Here is a 17,686-nt window from a genome sequence, read left to right on the forward strand (position 1 = left end):
GAGGAGTTCCTGAGGCTCAAGATCATCGCCAGCTTCCTGCCCGCGCTACCCGAAAATGCTCGATTGCACCCACAGTGATCCGCGAAGACCCTGATATCTTGGTTGAAAGCCATATCCCGCATGGTGAGACTGATCGGCAGATCCTTCAGTAGAGCCATACCTCGCGTCACAACTAACACCGAGTTAGCAGGCGCAATGGATGCTGCGGATTTTCCTGATTCAGTCAATGTCAGCCCCGTTTCTTGCAACCAAGGCGTTTTCATGTCCCTTACAGTTACCCAAGGAAAATCGCCGGACCAGAAGGCCGGATTCTCCTTGCTTGGCGTATTGCCGGAAATAAGCTTGGTGGACTCACCAATCGTGCTACGTCGCCAGTCTTTAGGAAGCATCACAATTTCTTACCGTCATTAGCGGGTTGGCGATTTGATCCGCGCTCGTCTCGTTCACGTGCAAGCTTCTCCATGGATTCCAGGGCCTTAATGTCTTGGCTATCCGCCGCCATAGCTTCCGCCTTGCGCCGTTTTGCATCGAACACGGCATAACGCTCGTGGGCGATCTGCTGCATGCGTTCATGGCTGACGGTGCCGGCATCCTTCAACAACGGCCGTTCGTTGAATTCGACGAAGCGGTCCACGTACTGGCGCCAGTCGTCCATGCGCAGGTCCTGGCGCTGGCTGGCGCGGTCCTCGGCGTAATCCAGGAACATGGCGGCGATGCGATTGAGCTGGGTGTTTTCCTCCGCGTGCAGGTAGTTCTTGGCCACGATGACATCGGTCTTGCGCACGCACGCGGCCTTCCAGCCAGTCAGCGCCATATTGGGCTGGTCCGGATCGGCACGTTCCACGATCAGTTGCGCGGCGGTCTTCTGGGTGACGGCGTAAAGCATCTTGTTCTGCACCACGGCAAAGAATTGGCCGGTGGCGGTGTCGTCGTCGCGGTAATCCACCGACAGGGCGAACAGGTCGCGGATCTTCTGGTAGAAGCGCTTCTCCGAGGTGCGGATCTCGCGGATGCGCTCCAGTAGCTCGTCGAAGTGGTCCCAGCCGGCTGGATCCTTCAAGCGCTCATCGTCCATCACGAAGCCCTTGACCAGGTACTCGCGCAGATGGGTGGTAGCCCACTGGCGGAACTGGGTGCCGCGCGGGGATTTTACCCGGTAGCCGATGGCCAGGATCATGTCCAGGGTGTAGAGCTGTGTGCGGTAGCGCTTGCCGTCGGCCGCAGTTGTCAAGTCTTCCTTGACAACTGCGGCCTCCTGCAACTCATTGTCCGACAGGATGTTTTTGACGTGTAGGCTGATGTTTTGCTTGGTGGTCTGGAATAATGCAGCCAGTTCCAGCTGGCTGAGCCAGACGCTGCCGTTCTCGGCGCGCAAATAGAACCGGGCAGTACCATCGTCGGTGGCGTAGAGCACCAGTTCGCCATGGGCACTCGTGCTCGGTGCACGTTCGTCGCCTGTGGCGGCCGATGTGGTTGGCGAGTCTGGGAGTTGGTGCTTACGCATCGCCAAATTCCCTCAGGCAAGCCCCTGCTCGGGCGTGTTCTCGGAACGCCCAATGTTGACCATGTGCTGCGCCGGCCGCCCAAATGGTCAGGGCAAGGGGGGGGTCAAGATGACCCCCCCCTTGCGGCAAGTAATTGATTTGCCGGGTACCAAGGTTCCGATTCATGGTTCGTTCTTGTCTTGGTCCGTACTCTGCCCCAACGGCGGCCTGGCGTCCTTCTGCAGCCGCTTGATGCTGGTCCGTGGTGCTGGCAGGTGCTCCGGCAGGGTTCCGCCCAGTTCCTGGATGGTCTTGCGCACGGTCTGGCCGACGGCGTAGTGGGTGTGGTTGGCGGCCGTCTTGCCCTGCACGTTGTCGCGGCGGAGCTTTTCCTCTGCCTGCGTCGCCCGGAAGAGGTTGGCCGCCAGCTCGGTGCTGCCCATATGGTCCAGGATTTTCTGGCTCTTCTTCAGGGCCTTGCGCGCATGGATATCCTTTGCGCCCAGGCCGCCATACAGGCCCTTGTAGCCATGATCCTGAAAGACGGCGTACTCCAGCGGGGTTTCCACGCCAGCCTGTTTGGCTGCTGCGGCCAGATCCTTGTTGTGCTGGCTGATCTGGTCGCGCAAGAACAAGCGGCGCTGGTTTTCGCTCAAAGCGTCGAAGTCGGCTGCCTCCTCGCCCTGGATGCGTTCGTTGCCGATGCGCGCCAGCCAGCGCTTGAAGGGTTCGGCCTTGGACGAGGGGATGGATTGAATGATGCGCAACGCGCCTTCCAGCGTGGTGCAATTGAGCATCTGGGGCCCCCCCGCCGTGGCGACACGCAGTGGCGTGACCAGGGTCTCCCAGCTGCGGGAGAGCTCCTCGTCGCGTCGGCGCAGGTTGCGTAGATAGCTTTCGGGGCTGTCAGAGTCGGTCAGCGCACTGACCAGGTCGATGACCGCAAACCACCACTGATCGGCATGCCAGGTGCGGCGTACCGCTACGCCTTCGTGAGTGGCCATGCCTTCAATCGCATCGGCGGCGATGTCGGTTTTTTTCTCACTCATAACCCAGCTCCTTCAGGTAAGCGGCCATCTGTTCCTCCAGTCTGGTCAACTCTGTCTTGAGCTGCTCGCGCTCGCGGCGCACGGCCATCAGGTCGATCTCGGCCTCTTCCTCGAACGTATCCACGTAGCGGGGAATGTTGAGGTTGTAGTCGTGGCCGGCGATTTCGGCCGGGCTGGCCAGGTGGGCGTACTTGTCCGCGTTCTGGCGCGCCTGCACGGTGTCCAGGATGCGCTGCAGGTCGCTCTCGCGCAGCAGGTTCTGGTTCTTGCCGTCCTGGTACTGGCGGCTGGCATCGATGAACAGCACGTTCTTGTCTTTCTTCTTCTTACGGAACACCAAGATGGCCGCAGGGATGCCGGTGCCGTAGAACAGCTTTTCCGGCAGGCCGATCACCACATCCAGCAGGTTCTCATCGATCAGTTTCTGACGGATGCGGCCTTCTGCGGCACCACGGAACAGCACGCCATGCGGCACCACCACCGCCATGCGGCCGCTGCGCGCCTTCATGGTGGCAATCATGTGCAGGATGAAGGCGTAATCGCCCTTGGTGCGTGGGGGCAGGCCGCAGTGGAAGCGGTCGTGCGGGTCGTTGTCGGCGCTGTCGTGGCCCCACTTTTCCAGCGAGAACGGCGGGTTGGCGACGACGATGTCAAAGTTCTTGAGGTGGTTGCCGGCCAGCAGCTTGGGGTTGCGGATGGTGTCGCCCCATTCGATGCGGTGATTGTCCTCGCCATGCAGGAACATGTTCATCTTGGCCAGCGCCCAGGTACTGCCGATGGCTTCCTGGCCGTAGAGCGCGTACTTGCCGGTGCCGGTGCGCTCGCGGATCAGCCGGCCGCACTTGAGCAGCAGCGAGCCGGAGCCGCAGGTGGGGTCGCAGATCTCCTCGCCTGGTTGCGGGTTCATCAGGCGCGCCATCAACGCGGAGACTTCCGGCGGGGTATAGAACTCGCCGGCCTTCTTGCCGCTGCTGGAGGCGAAGTTCTTGATGAGGTACTCGTAGGCGTTACCGATGATGTCCAGCTGGCCGATACGCGAGGGGCGCAGGTTGAGCGCAGGCTTGGCGAAGTCTTCCAGCAGATGGCGTAGCAGGTCGTTCTTCTGCTGTTCTTCGCCGAGTTTATTGGCGTTGAAGCTGATGTCCTGGAATACGTCGCGCAGCTTGCCCAGGTTGGCGTCTTCGATGGCGTGCAGGGCGGTGTCGATGCGCTCGCCATTGCCGGGGCGGTGGCGCTGGTCGTACAGGGTGTAGAAGTTGGCGCTGTGCGGCAGCACGAAGCGCTCGCTCTTGAGCAGTTCTTCGATCAGGCCTGGCTTGTCGCCGTGTTTGGTCTTGTAGTCGTCGTAGTGGTCCTGCCAGACGTCGGAGACGTACTTCAGGAACAGCATGGTCAGCACGTAGTCCTTGTAGACGCTGGGGTCCACGGTGCCGCGGAAGGTGTCGCAGGCGCCCCAGACGGCGGCGTTGATGGTGTCCTGGGCGATATCGGTCTTGCGCATGGGAGTTCCAAAGGCTTAGGCGAGTAGGCGCTCGGCGAAGATCGCCAGCTCGGTGGTACGGTTGTCGATCAGTGCATTGAGGGTTATGCGCTCTGCCTGTGCGGCCTGGTCGATGGCGATGGCGGCGTGTTGGATCTGTAGCGGCGGTAATCGAATCAGCGCGCTGTCCAGGACGGCGCGGCGAATACTCAGCTGATTGCTGCCTTCGGCGGATTGGCGCAGGTAGCGTTGTGCCGGGGCCTGGTTGAGCTGCCAGGCGAGAAAGGCAGGCAACAACCGCTGCGGCGCCTTGACCCGGATGACATAGATATGCGGCGAGCAAAGCGTGCGCGGCGGCGGTGCCTGTGCCAGCGCTGCGAAGGTATGTGCGCCCCTGGCAATGAAGACGATGTCCTGGTCCTGGAGCCAATCAGGCTCCTTGCGGCCCTCGACCTCCGTCGCAACAAGCATCTCGTAGTGGCAGAGGCCGGTGCGAGTGATGTCTCTGGTCTGGATGACGCGGACGCTGCCGCCAGTGACCTCAGGAATCGCGCCACGGAACGGATAACCCATGCGGGCGTCTGCCAGTTCGGCCAGGGTGGCGCTGAGTGCATGATTGAGCATGATGCATACGATGAAATCCTTGTTGTCGTAAGTCAATAAAATTTGCTTCAAACTTAATGATGCAATAAAAAATGTGTGAAGTCGGTGCGTCCAGCTGATAGGATTTCAAGCGGAGTACCGTCAGCTTGCGGCACTAAATACTTGTCAACGGAGGACTGAATGAGGCGAGGGTCCAACGCAGCCGGCTTACTGCCCGGCTACTACCTGCCAGACCATGCGCAGTATCGCTTGCAGAAGCTGGGCGACCACATGCGGTTTTTGGCGCGCATGGCTGAGCCACGCACACGCAGCGAAGAGCAAGCGCCGCATGCGGCGATCCGGATGGACGAACTGGCGTTCTGCCTGGAGCTGCTTGCCGAGCAGGTACAACAGGTGCTTGAACAAGTGCGTTGGCCGGCAACGTTGGGCGTTGCCGAGTGACTGACGCAGGACGGCACTTGCGCTTGCTCCGCTGCGCGATCGTATTGCCGGCGTCCGGAACAGCCGCGCGTGTTCAGTCCATCGGCTTGAGCCACACCTGCTGCTTCAGCCCGCGCACGCTGGGAGCCTCGACGGTATCCAGGTCGAACACCACCATGGTGTTGTCGCCCTGGCGCTGGAAGGGCGCTGGGAAATACAGCGCCGTTTGCGGGCCGATATTCCAGTGGCGGCCCAGGTTGACGCCGTTGGCCCAGGCGATGCCCTTGCCGAAGGCGAGCATGTCCAGATAGGTGTCGGTGGGGGTGCCAATGCGCAGCTTGCCGCGATGGAAGGCCGGGCCTTGCACGGTCTTGCGGGTCCAGCCGCGCAGGCTGTCGGGCGAGCGCATCGGCAGCGGGAACGCCTGCCAGCCGGTGAGTGGCTGGTTGTCCAGCAGCACCGGGTCGACCAGGCCGGCGCGGCCGTCGGCCAGGCGCAGGCCATAGTTGATGCGGCCGCTGTTTTCGACCAGGACATCCAGGGTGTGCTGGCCGGCCGGGATGTCCACCTGGGTGGAGACCTGTTGCAAACGCCGTTCGACGCTGCCCATTGGCTTCTGGTCCACGTACACCCGCGCCACATCGCGCACGTCTCCCAGATACAACGCGCCCTTGCGCGGGCCGGTGATGGTGGTGCGGTAGAGGATGTAGCCGTAATCCTGGCCGAACTGTTCCATCGGCTGCGGGGTGTCGATGGCGATCGGCGCGGGCAGGTTGTCCCACAGCGAGGCGGACTCGTGCAGGGGGATTGCCGGCAGCGTGGTGGTCGCGATCGGGGCGGGAAGCGCCGGCGGTTGTACGCCGGTGACGCGGGCGATCGCATCGCGCATCAGCGCGAACTTGGGCGTGGGCCGGCCGGCTTCGTCGAGGATGGCGTCGTAGTCGTAACTGGTGGTCTGGGCTGCGTAATGATCGCTGGGATTGCTCTGGAAATTAGCGCCATTCATGAAGCCGAAACTGGTGCCGCCCACGAACATGTACAGGTTGGCCGAGTGGCCCTGGCGCAGGATCCACTCCAGTTCTTCGGTCTGTTGTTTGGCATTGGTGCTGGCGTGTGGCTTGCCCCAATGGTCGAACCAGCCGGCCCAGTATTCGCCCACCATGCGCGGTTGCTCGGGACGGAACTTGGTCAGTTTTTCGAACGCGCTCTTGGCTTCGCCTGGCGCAAAATTCACCACCGCCAGGGTGCCGGGCAAGGTGCCGTTGGCGAGTACGTCGGCGCCATCGGAGGTGAACAGCAACGCCTTGTCGAAGCCAGCCTGGACGAACATGGCGCGGTTGTCGGCCATGTAGGCGTGGTCGTCGCCGTAGGAGCCGTATTCGTTCTCTACCTGCACGGCAATGATGGGGCCACCGTTGTGGTTGAGCAGCGGGCGGGCCTGCTGGGCCACGGCATCCAGATAGGCCTGGCTTGCGGCAAGAAAGCGCGGGTCGCGGCTGCGCACGCGGATGGCGTCCTTGCCGAACAACCACGCCGGATAGCCACCGGCTTCCCATTCGGCGCAGACATAGGGGCCGGGGCGCAGGATCACGTTGAGACCTTGCGCGGCGGCCTCCTTGACGAAGGCGGCCACGTCGTTGTTCGCGGAAAAGTCGAACCGGCCTTGCTGCGGTTCGACCAGGTTCCAGAACACGTAGGTCTCCACCGTGTTCAAGCCCAGTGCGCGCGCTTTTTGCAGGCGATCCTTCCAGTAGGCGCGCGGGATGCGCTGGAAATGGATGGCGCCGGAGAGGATCTGGTAGGGCTTGCCGTCGCGGACGAACTGCGTGCCCTGGGTGCCGAAGGATGGCCAGGAATCGGTGGCGGCGGCAGCGGCGGGGAACGCGAGTGCCAGGGCCAGAACCAGGGGAGCAACAGTGGTACGCAGCATGGAGGTCTCGATGTGGGGAGGGCTGGTGGTGCGGGTGAATGGATGTGCTGGTGGTTTGCGTGCTGCCCTCATCCGCCCTTCGGGCACCTTCTCCCGCTTGCGGGAGAAGGGAAAGGCAATGCCCGCTTGCGGGAGAAGGGAGAGGCAATGCCCGCTTGCGGGAGAAGGGAGAGGCAATGCCCGCTTGCGGGAGAAGGGAGAGGCAATGCCCGCTTGCGGGAGAAGGGAGAGGCAATGCCCGCTTGCGGGAGAAGGGAAAGGCAATGCCCGCTTGCGGGAGAAGGGAGGGGCAATGCCCGCTTGATCCGCGCAGCAAGAACCTAACGCGCCGCCTGTGGAAGCGGCGCATTGGCATCACGCAAACGACGGTGGCAGATCCTGCTTGTCTGCGCCGAAGGCCAGGTTCGGCTTGGACCCCATCGTGAATTCCAGTGTGCCGCCGGCGGCCAGGTCGGCGTGGCGCAGCCAGGCGCGGTTGAGCGGTTTGCCGTTGAACCGCAGCGACTGTACGTAGACGTTCTGTGCGCTGTTGTCCTTGGCCACGATGCGCAGCGTGCGGCCGGTGCCCACGTCCAGGGTGGCGCGCTCGAACAATGGGCTGCCAAGGATGTAGTTGCCGCTGACCGGGTCCACGGCATACAGGCCCAGCGCACTGAGCACGAACCAGGCACTCATCTGCCCGCAATCTTCATTGCCGGACAGCCCGTTGCGCGCGTCGTGGTATTGCTCGCGCAGCAGGCGGCGGACCATCGCCTGGGTCTTGTACGGCTGGCCGGCGTAGGCGAACAGGTAGGCGACGTGGTGGCTGGGTTCGTTGCCGTGCGCGTACTGGCCCACCATGCCATCGATGTCCGGCGGCGCATCAGCGGGGAGTTCGGAGCTGGTGGAAAACAGCTCGTCGAGCTTGGCGACAAAGCCATCGCGGCCGCCGTACAAATCCATGTAGCCGTACAGATCGTGCTGGTTGAGAAAGGTGGCCTGCCAGGCATTGGATTCGGTGAAATCGCGCCATTGTTTGAGATGACCCATGCCGCGCGGGTCGAATGGTTTGGCCCAGCTGCCGTCCTGCAAACGTGCCTGCACAAAGCCGCTGTCGCGGTTGAATACGTTGCGGTAGTTGCGCGAGCGTGCGCGCAATGCGCGTGCGTCGTCGGTAGCGCCTGCGGCCTGCGCCAGATGTGCACAGGCCCAGTCGTCATACGCATATTCCAGGGTGCGGCTGACCGCTTCGTCCACCTTGTCGGCGGGGATATAGCCGAGGCTGCGGTAATACGCCAGGCCATGGGTGGTGTCGTGCATGGCACGCTTGCGATAGGCGGGCCAGGCAGCCTTGTAGTCGATGCCGGTGAAGCCCTTGGCATGCGCTTCGGCCAATACCACCGCCGAGTGGTAGCCGATCATGCAGCCGGTTTCCACGCCCTGCAGCGGCCAGATGCCCACGCCATCCGGACATTCGTTGGCGCCGCGTACCAGGCATTGCACCAGGTCGGGCACGCGTTCGGGTTGCACCAGGGTGAGCAGCGGATGCGCGGCGCGGTAGGTGTCCCACAGAGAATAGGTGCTGTAGTTGTTGTAGCCCTTGGGCGCGGTGTGGATCTGCAGGTCCATGCCGCGGTAGCGGTTGTCCACGTCGCTGAAGAGTGTGGGCGCCAGCAGGCTGTGATACAGGCCGGTGTAGAAGATGCGCCGTTGCGCCTCGTCGTCGCTGTCGATGCGGACGCGGCCCAGTTCCTTTTCCCAGGCGGCGACGGCGTGGGCGTGCACGCGTGCAAAGTCGAAGTCCGGTAGCTCGGCGTCGAGATTGGCCAGGGCATTGTCGGCGCTGACGGCCGAAATGCCGACCTTGATGAGGAGCGGTGCGTCGGAGGCATCGGCGAAGTGCAGCGCGGCCTTGAGATGGGTGCCGTCGCGATGGCGCGTGCCGGCGGGCAGCGCCTGATCTTCGTCGTACAGCTGCACGCTGGCGAACGGCCGCGACAGCCGCATGGCAAAGTAGATGTAGCGCCCCTTGGCCCATTGATGGACGCGGCGGCCGCCGGTCAGGGTCTGCGCATCCACCACGCGCAGCTGCGCGTCGCTCACGCGGGTGGGAATCTCCGGCTTGTCCTGCATGCCGTGGCACAGGTCCAGCAACACATGCGCCGGCTTGCCCTTGGGAAAGTGGTAACGGTGCAGGCCGGCGCGCGCGGTGGCGGTGAGTTCGGCGTGCACGCCGCTGTCCTTCAGGCGCACGCGGTAGTAACCGGGCGAGGCGGCTTCGTCGCTGTGATCGAAGCGCGAGCGGTAGCCGGCGTCGGGGTTGTCCAGTGGGCCGGGCACCAGCTTGACCTCGCCGGTGGCCGGCACCAGCAGGAAATCCAGCATGTCGCCGATGCCGGTGCCGGACAGGTGCGTGTGCGAAAAGCCCATGATCGAGCCATCGGATTCGTGATACCCCGAACACGAATCCCACACCGCGTTATAGGTGTCCGGGCTCAGCTGCACCATGCCGAACGGCAGCGTGGCGCCGGGAAAGGTGTGACCATGACCACCAGTGCCGATGAATACATCCACATGCCGGGTGAGATCGGCACGCGTGCGCGCGTCGGCAGGCAGCGCGTAGTTGCCGGCGCGCGCGCGCGCCAGGCCTGGCAGGCCCATGCTGCCAAATAGTGCTGCGGCGATGGCGCCTTGGAGAAAACCGCGTCGTGTTGCCATGTGTGTGGTCTCGAAATTCACGGGCCGATGCCGGGGCACCCTCATCCGCCCTTCGGGCCCCTTCTCCCGGCGGGAGAAGGGGAGCGGACACTCTCATGGTGAAACGCTCACCATTCCTTCTTTGTACTGGGTTTGAATTCGCCACGACGGAAGCAACGGTCCGCAAACGCTTGCTGCTTCTGCTTGTCATCGATCCTTGCAACGCTCTCGGACTTGCAGTTCTCATCGTTGACTTCGAGCTCGGCCTGGGCGGCCGGTTGTTGTACGCGTCTCTCGTCACAGCCGACCAGCGAGGTTGCCAGCAGAGTTAGCAAGACTGGGACGAATGCGTCATTTCTGTTTGCTGGGAGAGTTTTCTTGATATGCACCTGTAGTTTCCTTCACCCTTCCGAGCTGAATCGCAGAAGAACAGCGCGAATGAATCGAGATGATTGCTGGTCACTGGGGCCAGACATAACCGGAGTTGTCCTTGCCGAGCCCTGAACCGGTATCCACCGTCTTGCTGTCATGAAAGACACAGGATCGACCAACACGGGTGACTGGCTGTAGACCATCTCCGTGCAATGCCGGTTCACAAAGCCTGAGCTTCCGGAAGCCGTTTTTACATGACCCTGGCCATGTCGAACACGATCAATTGCGGTGTCGCTCCGTCTAGGATGTAAATCGAACTCCCCCGATCAGCGATTGCGCAGCAGCTGGGGTTTGCGTTGATGCAGGTCGATGATGAGTTCGCCGAACAAGGTATTGGCCCAGGCGAACCAGTCGCGGGTGAAGGTGCTCGGGGTGTCCTTGTCGAACGCTTCGTGCATGAAGCCGGTGCCGGCATGCGTGGTTTTCAGCCACTGCAGGCATTGGCGCAGCTGTGTGTCGTCGTCGCTGACCAATGCGTACTGGATGATGGACATCGGCCAGATGGTGCCCATGCCGCTGTGCGGGCTGCCGACGCCTTCTGCGGCGGTGCCGCGCGAGAAATACGGGTTGCGCTCACTCCAGGCCAGCTGGCGGGTGCGCAGGAACACCGGGTCGGCACGGTCGCAGCAGCCCAGGTAGGCCAGGCTGAGCAGGCCGGGTGCGTTGGCATCGTCGATAAACAACTGATTGCCGAAGCCGTCCACTTCGAAGGCCCAATACGCCTGGCCGTCGCTGTCGCGCAGTTGCCCGAACTGGCGGGTGGCAGTTTCCACTTCATCGGCAAGGGCGGTGCAGTCGGCGGCGAAGGCGGCGTCGCGATGCAATGCCGTGCTCATCGCGGCCAATTGCCGTAGCGAGGTCACCGCGAACAGGTTGGCCGGCACGAACAGCGGGAACACGCAGGCATCGTCGGAGGGGCGGAACATCGAATGGATCATGCCATTGGGCTTGGTCGGCTGGCCGTAGCCTTCCAGCACCAGGGTTTCGGTGGCCAGCGGTGAGGGGCGCTGGAACACGTACGGGCCGCGGTTGTCCTTGCGCTGTTGCTCGCGGAAGGTGCGCACCACCACGTGCATCGCTTCGCGCCAGTCATCGTCGAACGGTGCGGTATCGCCAGTGGCGCGCCAGTATTCGTGCGCGATGCGGATCGGGTAGCACAGCGAGTCGATCTCCCACTTGCGCTCGCCCACGCCGGGTTTCATCTCGGTGATGTCGTTGAGCGACCATTTCAGGCGCTGGGTCTGGCCATCGGGCAGGAACGCGTTGGCGTACGGATCGAGTTTGATGCACGCGGCCTGGCGCTGGATCAGGCCATGGAACATGCGGCGCAGGGCCGGGTCGCGCTTGGCCAGCGGCACGTAGGGGTGCACCTGCGCGGAGGAATCGCGCAGCCACATCGCGTGGATGTCGCCGGTGATGACGAAGGTGTCCGGCTTGCCGTTGCGGGTGCCGGTTTCCACCGTGGTGTCCAGCGTGTTGGGGTAGCAGTTCTCGAACAGCCAGGCCAGTTCCGGGTCGGCGATGCGCGCCTTGATCTGCGCAATCTGCTGTTCCACCGCAGTGCTGACGAAGCGGCGCTGCGCCTTGGGCGGGCGCTTGCTGGCGAAGCCGCCGACGGCACGGGTGCCGGGGGCGGACGCTGCCGCGAAGGCGGGCAGGGCGCTGGCGAGCAGGCTGGCGCCCGCGCCGGCACCGAGCAGCTGAAGGATGTCGCGACGGGTGTGCATGACCTCAAGACTCCGTGGGTTCACTTGGCAATCGCACGCGTGGAGGTCGGCGCCAGACGCCACGGGAGCGCGCATGCGGCGATGAGACCTATGCATGACCAATTCCCGATGACCATACAACGTGTGCGCCGCAGATGCATAGTGCGCCTGCACAATCCGCCGCCGTATGCACCCCTCGCCGTTGCCATGGCGGGCGGGCGGATCCACGGCCCGTGCAGGTCGGCGTGGTTGCCGATGCTGCCGCCAGGCCTGACGGTGCCCGACCAACCCTTCAACCCACCGCCTGTGCGCGCCACCGTGCCGGCCAGGCGCACTGGCCGTCTTCGTCGTGCGCCTGCCCGAACAAGGCCTCCAGCAGGCGCCGCGACGCGCTCCACTCGCCAATCGCCGGGTGGATCAGCATGGCCTTGCAGGCGTCCAGATGGCGGCCGCTCAGGGCCGCTTCGATGGCGGCGTGCTCGTAGGCCTTGAAGGTGCGCACCAGACCCTGCACGGCGGCGGGCAGCGGGGCGGCGGGAATCGGTACGATGCGGTCGCGGTCGATGTCGGCGGCAATTTCCACGATGTCGTCGTCGGCCAGCTCGGCCATCGCGCCGTGGTTGCGCACGTTGACCACGTGCCGGCCGGGGCGGGCGCCGGTCAGCGCGCTCATCACATCGACCGCGATGCGGTGGTAGCCGGTGCTGGCGCGGAACGGGTCCGGTTGCGGCGCCAGATCCGGTGCGAACGCCGAGCCTGCTTCTGCCTCCAGCTTCATGTAGGAGCCAGAGCGCTGCGCGAGGTAGGCGGCGTAGGTCTGCACGGCGCCGTGGGTATCGCCGGCATGCAAGTGGCCGTGCAAGGCGTCCATCAGGTTGCGGTTGAGTCGCTCGATCTCGGCGCCACGGCTGGCGCCACTGGCACGCTGGTTGTCCAGCGCACGGCGGCGTTCGTAGATGAAGTACAGGTATTCGGTGGGGATCAGCCGCAGCGCCCGCAGCATGTCGAAGTCGAACAGCTGCGCCAGGTAGAGCTGGCGCAGGATGGCATCGTCGGCGAGCACGCGGTCCAGGATGTCCTCGCCGCGCAGGCGCACCGCGCGGATCCAGCCCAGGTGGTTGAGGCCGATGTACTCGCATTCCACATCGGCGGCCGGCTCGCCCAGCGCACGTGCGATGTTGTGGAACAACTCCACCGGCGTGTCGCAGATGCCCACCACGCGGGCACGGGTATGCGCGCTGATCGCCTGGGTAATCAGGCCGGCCGGGTTGGTGAAGCTGACCAGCCAGGCCTCCGGGCTCAGGCGCTCGACCAGGCGCGCCTGGTCGATGGCCACCGGCACTGTCCGCAAGGCCTTGGCCACGCCGCCGGGCCCGGTGGTTTCCTGGCCGGAATAGCCGTGCGCGATGATGGTCTGTTCGTCGGCCGCGCGCTGCGCAATGCCGCCGACACGGATGCTGTTGAGCACGAAGTGCGCGCCTTCGATCGCCGCTTCCAGCGAGGGGGCCGCATGCACCTGCAGCGCGCCACCGGCTTCGGCCACGATGGCGCGGCCCATCGCCACCATCAGCGCCAGGCGTTCCTGGTCCGGGTCGTACAGCACGATCTCGCGCGCGCCCAGCGCCTCGGCGGCCTCGTTGACGCCGTAGACCACCAACGGGGTGCGGACGCCGCCGCCGCCGATCAGGGTGATCTTGCGATTATCGATAGAACTGCTCATGACACGTCCTCGGTTGGGGGAGATAGCAGGAAAAGACCGTCCAGCGCGCCGAGCGCGCTGCAACATGCCGCACCGGCGCGGCAGGCCTGCTGCACGCAAGCATCCAGCGGCTGGCCGTGCCGCCATGCGGCGATGAAACCGGCATCGAAGGCATCGCCGGCGCCGGTGGTGTCGCGCACCTGCACCGGCGTTGCGGCGATGCGGCGTGCGCCGGTGTCGTCGATGCACATCGCGCCTGCGGCACCGAGCTTGATGACGCAGCGGCGCAGGCCCAGCGCATGTGCCCATTCCAGGCAGGCCTGCGGACCATCGCCGCAGCCCATCCGTGCGGCTTCGGTCTGGTTGGGCAGAAACCAGCTCACCGCGCGGCAGGTGGCGTGGTTGGCAGGGTCGGCCAGCCAGGCGGGGTTGAACCCCACGTCCAGCGAGGTGGTGCAGCCGGCGCGTTCCAGTCGGGGTAACAGCACCTCGGCCAGCGCGGCCGGCAGCGGCATCGCAAAGTGCACATGCGCGGCCGTCGATAGCGCGGCGATCAGCTCTTCGCGCAGCAGCATGCTGCCCAATTCCGCATTCGCACCGGCATAGGTGAAGAACGAGCGGTCCTCGTGCAGCGACACGCTGGTGGTCACGCCGGTGTCGGCGGGCGAGTCGATCAAGCCATCGGCCGCGATGCCGAACTCACCCAGCCGCTGCGCGAACACCGCGCGATCGGGCGCGCCGATTGCGCCGATCGCGCGCACCTTGCAGCCCAGCCGTGCCAGTGCGCAGGCCGTGATGAGGGTGCCGCCGCCCAGCTCTCGCCGGTAGTGCTGGGCGAAGGCTTCTTCGCCCGGCGCCGGCCAGCGCTGGAAACCGCTGAAGATATGGTCCAGATAGACCTCGCCCACCACCACGATCTGCGCTGCGCTCAGCGTGCCTGAAACGGCCATGCGCGCTCCCTCCGTGCCTGGATCAGGTACACCCCGCTCCCCAGCGCCAGCGCCAGCACCGCCGCCAGCAGGCGTCGTCCCGGGCTGGTGGCGAGCAGGGACAGCCAACCGGCCACGCTGACCAGCAGCGGCCATGGATACAGCGGCATCGAGAACGCCCGCCGCCGGCGCCTGCGCCGCAGCAGCACCACCGCCAGGCATTGCGCCAGGAACTGGAACAGGATCTGGACGATCATCAAACTGGCGATCAGGTCGTCCAGCGACAGCAGGCAGGCCAGCATCGAACTGGCACCGACGAATAGCAACGACACGGTGGGAAAGCCCCCACGCGGATGCAGCCGCGCGAATATGCCGAAGAACTGTCCGGCTGCGGCGGCTGCATACGGCACCCGCGAATACCCCAGCAACACCACCAGCGCCGAGCCCCACGCCGCCAGCGCGATCAATGCCACCGCCAGGGTGCCGCCGGCCGGGCCGTAGATGGTCTGCATGAAGTCGGCCATGACCGCTTTCGAGTGCGCCGCCTGCTGCCACGGCAACACGCCGAGCAAGGTGATGTTGAGGCCCAGGTACAGCAGCGCCACGATCGGGATGGACAGCAGCACCGCGCGCGGAATGGTGCGGCGTGGCTTGCGGATTTCGCCACCGAGCATGCACACATTGTTGTAGCCGCCGTAGTCGTAGACCGCGATCAAGGCCACCGCACCGAAGCCCAGCCAGAATCCCTGCGCCGATGCCGGACGCGTCTGCAGGAAGGCCGAGGCGATGCCGGCATCGAAGTGCAGCACGCCGCTGCCGATGATCCACACGCAGGCGCCGACCACCACCGCGCTGACCAACAGCGACAGCAGCTGCACCGAGCGCACCCGGCGATACAGCAGCAGCGTATTGAACGCGCACACCGCCATCGCCATGGCGGTGAGCTGGACGTGGCTCTGTTCCGGCAACACGAACGCCAGGTACTGCACGCACCCCACCGCCGCCGACGCCACCGACAAGGGCGCGGTCAACAGCGTCTGCCACAGGTAGAGAAAGCCGAACAGGCGCCCCCAGCGCTCGCGCCCGTACGCATCGCGCAGGTAGTGATAAGGCCCGCCGGAACGCGGAATCGCCGCGCCCAGTTCCGCCCACACAAGCCCATCGCAAAAGCACAGCACCGCGCCGGCCACCCAGCCGATCAACACCGCCGGCCCGGCCAGTGCCGACAACGCCAGTGGAATGGTGATGAACGGGCCGATGCCGATCATGTTGAGCAGATTGGCCGACAGCGCGCCCCAAAAACCGAGCGTGCGGGGCGGTGCCTGGTCGCAGCCAGATGCTGGCGACGCGGCAGGCGCGGTCAGCATGCCGCAGCCCATGCCAGCGCCGTGCTGCGCGCATGATCTGCGCGGCGCGCGGACCTCAGGCCGTCTGCGCAATGGATCGCCGCAGGTGCCAGCTGATGCAGGTCCAGCACCAGCACCGCGTTTTCACCGGCATGCAGCCACGCGCCTGGGCAAAACAGGCAGTCCTGCGGGCCAATGTTCCAGTACCGCCCAAGCAGCCGGCCATTGATCCACAGGTAGCCTTTGCGCCAGTGGCTCATATCCACATGCACATCGCCCACCGTCTCCAGTGTGATGGTCGTGGCGAAGAACAGCCCGGGACGCGTGGGCGGGCCCTGCAACGGCCGCAGTGATGGCGGGCTGTCGCCGTCCAGTGCCAGGCCCTGCACCTGCCAGTCGTGCAGTGCGTTGCCATCCAGCGTGACCGGGCCGAGCAGGCCTTTCGCATCGCCCAGGGCCGGGCCGAAATTGATATGGCCGAAGCTGTCGATCACGATCTCCAGCGTGCGCTCGGTGGAGGTGGTGTGTGGCAGCGCCAGCTGCGCTGCGCTGTTGAGGCGGGCATGCGGCATACGCGAAACATGTCCGATCTCCGCACCGTCCAGCTGGACGGCTGCGTAGTCGTGCACCTGTCCCAGATCCAGTTGCGTGCCTGCCGCAATGCGGCGTCGGTAGACCGCCAGTCCCAGGTTTTGCTTGAGCAGACCTTGCAGATCGGTGGGATGCTGGGTGACGACCGGCGCGGTACTCAGGTTGTCCCACAGGCTCGCCACCGGATGTGCCGTCACCGATGCAAAGTGCGCGCGCAGCGGAGCAGGCGGAATCGGCGGCAGCGTGGTGGTGCTGTGCTGGGCGATGATCGCGCGCAGGACCCTGTAGGCCGGCGTGGCGCGGCCGCCTTCGTCGATCGGTGCGCCGTAGTCGTAGCTGGTCAACGCGGGCTGGAATTGCGAGCCATCGTCTTCGGCATTGGCGCCGGCACTGAGGCCGAAATTACTGCCGCCGTGCACCACGTAGAGGTTGAACGAAATGCCGGCCGCCATCAGCTGCCGCAGCATCGGCGCATAGTCGCGCTGCGCAAAGCCATTCTCGCCCCAATGCGTCAGCCAGCCGGGGTAGCCTTCGGCCACCCACACCGGTGCCTGGCCGGCGATGCGTTTGGCTTGCTGCACTTCGGCCATGTCCGCGCCATCCAGCCCCAGGGCCGCGCCCGGCAGATAGGCCTTGCGCCGGCGCAGATCCTTCATGCCCTCGGCCAGCGAAAATGGCCCGGGAATGCCGTGAGCGCGCCATAGCGCCGCCAGCGTCTGCAGGTAGCCCACATCGCTGCCCTGCATGTTGTATTCGTTCTCGATCTGCAGCATCAATACCGGCCCGCCGGCACTGGCCATCAAGGGCGCGATGCGTGGCGCCACGGCCGCGATATAGCGCCGCACCGCAGCCATGTAGCGCGCATTGCCGGCATCGCGCAGCCGGATGCCTGGCTCGCGCAGCAGATACGGCGGCAGGCCGCCCAGCGTCCATTCGGCGCAGACATACGGGCCGGGGCGCAGATACACCCACAGCCCTTCCTGCTGGCACAGACCGATGAAGGCGACGAAGTCGCGCTCGCCGGTCTCGAAGTCGAACTGGCCGGGCGTGTGCTCGTACGCGTTCCACATCAGATACAGCGCGATGGTGTTCAATCCCATCGCCTTGGCCATGCGGATGCGGTGCAACCAGTCGGCGCGGGCGATGCGCAGTGGATGCATCTCGCCGCTGCGCAGTTGCCAGGGTTGCCGATCCAGCACGAACTGCCCGCGCGCGAACCCGAATGCATGCGGCCGGCCATCGGGCACCGGCGCGTGCAACGCCCATGCCGGCGTCGGTACTGTTGCCAGACTCAGCGGTGCGAGCAGGCCGAACGTACACACATTCCTGCGTTTCATGCGG

At 64.8% G+C, this 17,686-nt stretch carries 14 protein-coding genes; 1 reads left to right on the top strand and 13 read right to left on the bottom strand.

Going from position 1 to position 17,686, the window contains the following annotated elements; translation table 11 throughout:
* The 5 genes from XcuCFBP2542_RS19330 to XcuCFBP2542_RS07690 all read right to left on the bottom strand — a co-directional run.
* Positions 1-389 (bottom strand): restriction endonuclease subunit S domain-containing protein (locus XcuCFBP2542_RS19330; protein WP_484606939.1); only part of this gene is annotated, 389 nt, incomplete at its 3' end.
* A complete protein-coding gene (locus XcuCFBP2542_RS07675) occupies positions 389-1,504 on the bottom strand; it encodes a virulence RhuM family protein (protein ID WP_104603016.1) in 1,116 nt (371 codons plus the stop codon). The genes XcuCFBP2542_RS07675 and XcuCFBP2542_RS19330, both read right to left, overlap by 1 nt.
* Before the next feature lie 162 nt (positions 1,505-1,666).
* The gene (locus tag XcuCFBP2542_RS07680; RefSeq protein ID WP_104603017.1) at positions 1,667-2,533 is read right to left on the bottom strand and encodes a BRO family protein; all 867 of its coding nucleotides are present in this window, start codon (positions 2,531-2,533) and stop codon (positions 1,667-1,669) included.
* On the bottom strand, positions 2,526-4,034 hold the full coding sequence (locus tag XcuCFBP2542_RS07685) for a type I restriction-modification system subunit M (RefSeq protein WP_104603018.1): 1,509 nt from the start codon (positions 4,032-4,034) through the stop codon (positions 2,526-2,528). Before XcuCFBP2542_RS07685 ends, XcuCFBP2542_RS07680 begins: the two co-directional genes overlap by 8 nt.
* Before the next feature lie 15 nt (positions 4,035-4,049).
* Positions 4,050-4,637 carry a restriction endonuclease subunit S gene (locus XcuCFBP2542_RS07690; protein WP_104603101.1) on the bottom strand — a complete coding sequence of 196 codons (588 nt, stop codon included), beginning with the start codon at positions 4,635-4,637 and terminating at the stop codon, positions 4,050-4,052.
* Positions 4,638-4,796: 159 nt separating this feature from the next.
* On the opposite strand from XcuCFBP2542_RS07690, the gene XcuCFBP2542_RS07695 reads away from it, so the two are divergent.
* Entirely contained in the window at positions 4,797-5,057 is a 261-nt protein-coding gene (locus XcuCFBP2542_RS07695) for an XAC0095 family protein (protein ID WP_104603019.1), read from the top strand.
* Positions 5,058-5,130: 73 nt separating this feature from the next.
* Here XcuCFBP2542_RS07695 and XcuCFBP2542_RS07700 read toward each other — a convergent pair whose 3' ends face one another.
* From XcuCFBP2542_RS07700 to XcuCFBP2542_RS07735, 8 genes are all read right to left on the bottom strand, one after another.
* On the bottom strand, positions 5,131-6,966 hold the full coding sequence (locus XcuCFBP2542_RS07700; protein ID WP_104603020.1) for a glycoside hydrolase family 35 protein: 1,836 nt from the start codon (positions 6,964-6,966) through the stop codon (positions 5,131-5,133).
* Between the two features lie 354 nt (positions 6,967-7,320).
* Complete coding sequence (locus tag XcuCFBP2542_RS07705; RefSeq protein WP_104603021.1) at positions 7,321-9,663, bottom strand: GH92 family glycosyl hydrolase; 2,343 nt, start codon at positions 9,661-9,663, stop codon at positions 7,321-7,323.
* Positions 9,664-9,770: 107 nt separating this feature from the next.
* A complete protein-coding gene (trbK, locus tag XcuCFBP2542_RS07710) occupies positions 9,771-10,031 on the bottom strand; it encodes an entry exclusion lipoprotein TrbK (RefSeq protein ID WP_146090312.1) in 261 nt (86 codons plus the stop codon).
* 309 nt (positions 10,032-10,340) lie between these two features.
* Positions 10,341-11,801, bottom strand: coding sequence for a glycoside hydrolase family 125 protein (locus XcuCFBP2542_RS07715; protein WP_104603022.1), 1,461 nt, complete (start codon positions 11,799-11,801; stop codon positions 10,341-10,343).
* A gap of 271 nt (positions 11,802-12,072) precedes the next feature.
* Positions 12,073-13,500: a family 4 glycosyl hydrolase gene (locus XcuCFBP2542_RS07720; RefSeq protein WP_104603023.1), complete on the bottom strand. Its 1,428-nt coding sequence runs from the start codon at positions 13,498-13,500 to the stop codon at positions 12,073-12,075.
* On the bottom strand, positions 13,497-14,429 hold the full coding sequence (locus XcuCFBP2542_RS07725) for a carbohydrate kinase family protein (protein ID WP_104603024.1): 933 nt from the start codon (positions 14,427-14,429) through the stop codon (positions 13,497-13,499). Before XcuCFBP2542_RS07725 ends, XcuCFBP2542_RS07720 begins: the two co-directional genes overlap by 4 nt.
* Positions 14,408-15,775, bottom strand: coding sequence for an APC family permease (locus XcuCFBP2542_RS07730; protein ID WP_104603103.1), 1,368 nt, complete (start codon positions 15,773-15,775; stop codon positions 14,408-14,410). Before XcuCFBP2542_RS07730 ends, XcuCFBP2542_RS07725 begins: the two co-directional genes overlap by 22 nt.
* Positions 15,769-17,682: a beta-galactosidase gene (locus tag XcuCFBP2542_RS07735; RefSeq protein ID WP_104603025.1), complete on the bottom strand. Its 1,914-nt coding sequence runs from the start codon at positions 17,680-17,682 to the stop codon at positions 15,769-15,771. Before XcuCFBP2542_RS07735 ends, XcuCFBP2542_RS07730 begins: the two co-directional genes overlap by 7 nt.
* Positions 17,683-17,686 lie beyond the last annotated feature (4 nt).

The sequence above is a fragment of the Xanthomonas cucurbitae genome, from assembly GCF_002939885.1.
Lineage (GTDB): Bacteria > Pseudomonadota > Gammaproteobacteria > Xanthomonadales > Xanthomonadaceae > Xanthomonas > Xanthomonas cucurbitae.

Bases quoted from the DNA above. Each gene is read 5' to 3' on its own strand.
- XcuCFBP2542_RS07675 (WP_104603016.1), bottom strand. From the start codon at position 1,504: ATGCGTAAGCACCAACTCCCAGACTCGCCAACCACATCGGCCGCCACA.
- XcuCFBP2542_RS07680 (WP_104603017.1), bottom strand. From the start codon at position 2,533: ATGAGTGAGAAAAAAACCGACATCGCCGCCGATGCGATTGAAGGCATG.
- XcuCFBP2542_RS07685 (WP_104603018.1), bottom strand. From the start codon at position 4,034: ATGCGCAAGACCGATATCGCCCAGGACACCATCAACGCCGCCGTCTGG.
- XcuCFBP2542_RS07690 (WP_104603101.1), bottom strand. From the start codon at position 4,637: ATGCTCAATCATGCACTCAGCGCCACCCTGGCCGAACTGGCAGACGCC.
- XcuCFBP2542_RS07695 (WP_104603019.1), top strand. From the start codon at position 4,797: ATGAGGCGAGGGTCCAACGCAGCCGGCTTACTGCCCGGCTACTACCTG.
- XcuCFBP2542_RS07700 (WP_104603020.1), bottom strand. From the start codon at position 6,966: ATGCTGCGTACCACTGTTGCTCCCCTGGTTCTGGCCCTGGCACTCGCG.
- XcuCFBP2542_RS07705 (WP_104603021.1), bottom strand. From the start codon at position 9,663: ATGGCAACACGACGCGGTTTTCTCCAAGGCGCCATCGCCGCAGCACTA.
- XcuCFBP2542_RS07715 (WP_104603022.1), bottom strand. From the start codon at position 11,801: ATGCACACCCGTCGCGACATCCTTCAGCTGCTCGGTGCCGGCGCGGGC.
- XcuCFBP2542_RS07720 (WP_104603023.1), bottom strand. From the start codon at position 13,500: ATGAGCAGTTCTATCGATAATCGCAAGATCACCCTGATCGGCGGCGGC.
- XcuCFBP2542_RS07725 (WP_104603024.1), bottom strand. From the start codon at position 14,429: ATGGCCGTTTCAGGCACGCTGAGCGCAGCGCAGATCGTGGTGGTGGGC.
- XcuCFBP2542_RS07730 (WP_104603103.1), bottom strand. From the start codon at position 15,775: ATGCTGACCGCGCCTGCCGCGTCGCCAGCATCTGGCTGCGACCAGGCA.
- XcuCFBP2542_RS07735 (WP_104603025.1), bottom strand. From the start codon at position 17,682: ATGAAACGCAGGAATGTGTGTACGTTCGGCCTGCTCGCACCGCTGAGT.